At 65.3% G+C, this 3672-nt stretch carries 4 protein-coding genes and 1 tRNA gene; all 5 read left to right on the top strand.

The genetic code is table 11. The annotated features are described in order from the left end of the window. Nucleotides 1-94 precede the first annotated feature (94 nt). The 5 genes from MJ783_RS10495 (at nt 95) to MJ783_RS10475 (ending at nt 3597) form a co-directional block, all read left to right on the top strand. A complete protein-coding gene (locus tag MJ783_RS10495; RefSeq protein WP_239310205.1) occupies nt 95-580 on the top strand; it encodes a tRNA adenosine deaminase-associated protein in 486 nt (161 codons plus the stop codon). Nucleotides 581-623: 43 nt separating this feature from the next. Then, nucleotides 624-1079, top strand: coding sequence for a tRNA adenosine(34) deaminase TadA (gene tadA, locus MJ783_RS10490; RefSeq protein WP_239310207.1), 456 nt, complete (start codon nt 624-626; stop codon nt 1077-1079). A gap of 104 nt (nt 1080-1183) precedes the next feature. Next, nucleotides 1184-1270, top strand: a tRNA-Ser gene (locus MJ783_RS10485). 278 nt (nt 1271-1548) lie between these two features. Next, nucleotides 1549-2835: a helix-turn-helix domain-containing protein gene (locus MJ783_RS10480; RefSeq protein WP_239310204.1), complete on the top strand. Its 1287-nt coding sequence runs from the start codon at nt 1549-1551 to the stop codon at nt 2833-2835. Nucleotides 2836-3087: 252 nt separating this feature from the next. After that, entirely contained in the window at nt 3088-3597 is a 510-nt protein-coding gene (locus MJ783_RS10475) for a hypothetical protein (protein WP_239310203.1), read from the top strand. The last annotated feature ends 75 nt before the right edge of the window (nt 3598-3672 follow it).

The raw sequence follows: 3672 nt of genomic DNA, 5'->3' as shown, positions 1-3672 counted from the left end.
GGGCGACCACCGTGGTCGCCACAACGCCAAGCGGAGGCACGGAGCCGGGTGCTGAAGTGGGTATGGACTCGATAGAAGGACGTGGGGGAGTTCGGTGACGCAGAGAGCCAGTGCCATCGGCCGCGAGCGCGGACGCTGGAGCGCGCACGAGATCAGTCTTGACGACGCGGAAGACCTTGACGGGCTCGCGGATTTCATGCATGACATCTCCGCCGAACTCGTCATCGCCTTCATCGAGGAGGATGACGAGTACCTGGGCATTGTCCGGATCGACGGTGACACCGGTGATCCCAGGGTGTTCCTGTCCGACCATCGGGTGCTGTTCACCTCGGCGCTGGCCGATCGGCTGTTCGCGGGTGCGCTGCCGCCGGCGGGCAGTGCCGCCATCGACGACGAGTCCGACGACCTGCTCGCGGGCGCCACACCAGCAGGTGACATCGACTTGCTTGCGGACGTCGGCACGGACGCGGACGCCCTCCTCGAACTGATTACGGAAAAGGGGCTGCTACCTGCCGACGTCATATTCGCGATCAGTGAACGCGCTGGCTGCGCGGATATTCTGGACGAAATCGGGAACTGAGGTGGCGGCCGGACACGGCGGCGTGGCCCGCTTCGCCGATCTGATGGGTGCCGCGCTGGAAGAGGCCGAACGGGCTCTGCTCACGGGGGACGTTCCGGTGGGTGCCGTCGTGTCCGCCGCGGACGGAACCATCATCGGCCGGGGCTGTAACGCCCGGGAGGCCGACCAGGATCCGACCGCTCACGCGGAGGTGGTCGCGTTGCGCGCCGCGGCGGCGGCAGCCGGCTCATGGCGGCTGTCGGCCGCAACCCTGGTTGTCACCCTGGAACCATGCACGATGTGCGCGGGCGCGCTGGTCCTCGCCCGGGTCGGCCGGCTGGTCTACGGAGCGTATGACCCCAAGGCCGGAGCAGCCGGATCAGTGTGGGATGCCGTCCGCGACCCGCGGCTCAACCATCGCCCCGAGGTGATCACAGGCGTGCGGGAAGAGGAATGCGCACGCCTGCTCACGGACTTTTTCGCCACCCGCCGACTCCCGCGCCGGACATCCGGTTCATGATTGACTAACAGCACCCGACCACTAAAAGCGACCGGATCGCGCCGCCGCGCGCCCGCCGACAGGCAATCGCCAGCATGCCCGCCGCGTCCAGTAAGCTAGCTAGCGGTGGAGTCGCCTAGTGGCCGAGGGCGCACGCCTCGAAAGCGTGTGAGGGGGCAACCCCTCCGTGGGTTCAAATCCCACCTCCACCGCTCTCTACCAGGCCAGTCAGTCGCACCGGCGCACCCACGCCTGAATCTGCCCGTTGATTATTTGGTCTCACTTCCGGTCTCATTCGGTCCGCCGGTGGGCGCCGGACCATCCCCCGGAAAGATCCTTCGACTGCTTCCCTCACGCCCCTTGACGACGAGCAGGATGACGAGCAACCGCCAGTGTTCACCCTTGTGTGTCTGGCGCGGGCCGATTCGGGGTGTCGAGCTCTGTGAAGACACTTCGCGTGGTCTGTTTGTGCAGGTCAGCCAGTTGCGCTGTGCGTGCACGTACCCTGACTACAGGCACGCTCGGGGAGGGGTACGACGTGGTGGACGATCCGGGCGCTCGTCTGCGGGCTCTCCGGCTGCGGCGTGGCTTCTCACAGGAGAGGCTGGCTGACGAGGCTGGGCTGAGCGTGTCGACGGTGCGGAAGATTGAGCAGGGTGGAAGCGCGCGAATCGAAACGCTGCGCACACTGGCCGGTGCGTTGGATACGGAGACGTCGTCGCTGTTCGGGGCGCGTTCGCCTGAGCCGGTGACTGATGCGATGGAAGACGAGAAGCTGAATCTGCTGCCGCTGCGCCAGGTCCTCACGCCTGCTGTCGGCTTGATCGGCGTTTCGCGGTCGCCTGCTGGCAGGTCAGTGCGGGAATCACAGTCTCAGCTTCGAGATGCGCTGTCGAACGCGGTCCGCGTCTACCAGAGTGACGACTTCGGCGCGGTGGCTGCGATGTTGCCGGTGATGATCGAGGAAAGTCGCGGGCTTGTCGACGGCGCGGAGAACGAGGATGATCGGCGGGAGGCGGCGCGGCTGCGGGCGGAGATTTTCCAGATCGCGGGTTGGTTTCTGACCCAGGTACGTCAATACGATCTTGCCTATGCGGCAATTCGCGATGCGATGCGAGATGCGCTTGATTCCGGGGATCTGCTGACGGCCGCGGTGGGTGCCATCTCGCAGTCATGGCTGTTTGTGCGTCAGGGGCGGTTCGATGACGCGGAGCGGCTTGCTCGGGAGACAGCATCGCAGGTTGAGCCGCGCCTGTCGATAGCGAGTGATGCGGAGCTGTCGGCGTGGGGATGGTTGTTGCTGCGTGGCTCGGCGGCGGCGGTGCGGAATAACCGGGTTGATGCTTCGGATGACTTCTTGTCGCTTGCCGAGGTCGCCGCGTCCAGGCTCACTGGATCTGGGGGCACTGGCCGATACCACCAGTATCTGACGACGTTCGGTCCAAACGTTGTGCGGATGAAGCGAGCTGAGGCTCTGATGATCGTTGATGATCCGCGTGGGGTACTGCGTATCGCGGAGGACGTTGGCGGCATCGGAGGGAAAGTGCGGCGGTCGGACAACTACAGCCGTCATCTGCTTGACGTGGCGGCTGCGCATGCGGCGCTTCGGGACTTCGGGGATGCGGTCGACGTGCTGACGCTGCTGCTTCGCGGCGCGCCGGAGTGGCTGCGACATCAGCGCAAGGGTAAGGACGTTCTGAGCACGGTTCTGCACTCGCGGAAGCGGAAGCTGAGCTCGGAGCTACGTGAGCTTGCCGACTTCATGCAGGTGCAATAGATCGTTTAGCTACCGCATAGCGCGGTAGTTGCGCGTAGCGCATCGAGCGAACTACCACGTTACACGACTCGTCCCGATTACCGGTTGGCGTTAGGTTCTTCGCATGGCCTCCGGGGCTGGTTGAGATGGGAATCGGTTTTGGGAATCGGTTTCCTGTTTCCTGGCCTCGGGGTGCCCTTTCGTCACCTCTATTGGCTGGAGAACCTATGACCTGGCGATCCTGCATCATCGGCAAATGGGAGCTACCCGTCTATGGGCGTTGACCGCGTCCGTTGGCAGCGTTCGTCCTCGGCGGACTGGGAGCTCGACGTGGGGGATCTGCCGGAGCTGCGGGTGGGCTATCAGGACGGTCTGATCATCGGTCTGCTCCCCGAACCGCTCGGCCCCGATGCGGACGGCCAGCAGATGATGGCGTCCGACATGGTGGATGCCGCGCCGGATGTGATGGTCGGGGCGGGTATCGGCGTCGTGCAGCTGTCGACGGTGGGCCTGGTGATGCTGCATCGGCGGTTCACGCCACTGGTGCAGTCCCGGGTGGCATGGGCGGTGGGCATCCGATTGCGGCGGCAACGCCTGCTGGCGGGTGCGGATCCTCGGGTGGTGATGACGGGGGCACGCCCGACGGCGAATCTGGTGCCGGCCGGGGTGAGCTTCTCCGGGTATCCGGTGCGGCTACGTGAGGACGGTGCCGTGTCGGTGGTGGAGGTGTGGGAGGTGCTGTTTCCGGCCTTGATCATCGCGGGGGAGCCCTCCCCGGCCTGACCGTATCTGCTCCGCGGAGTTGAGACGCGCGTACTCCGCCGAAAACCGTGCGATGGGGTCAAAGATCGGCACTTG

This window comes from Protofrankia sp. Cj3 (assembly GCF_917627355.1).
Taxonomy (GTDB): domain Bacteria; phylum Actinomycetota; class Actinomycetes; order Frankiales; family Frankiaceae; genus Protofrankia.
Note: the sequence above shows the minus strand (reverse complement) of the source record. Positions and strands in the feature narration are given on the sequence as shown.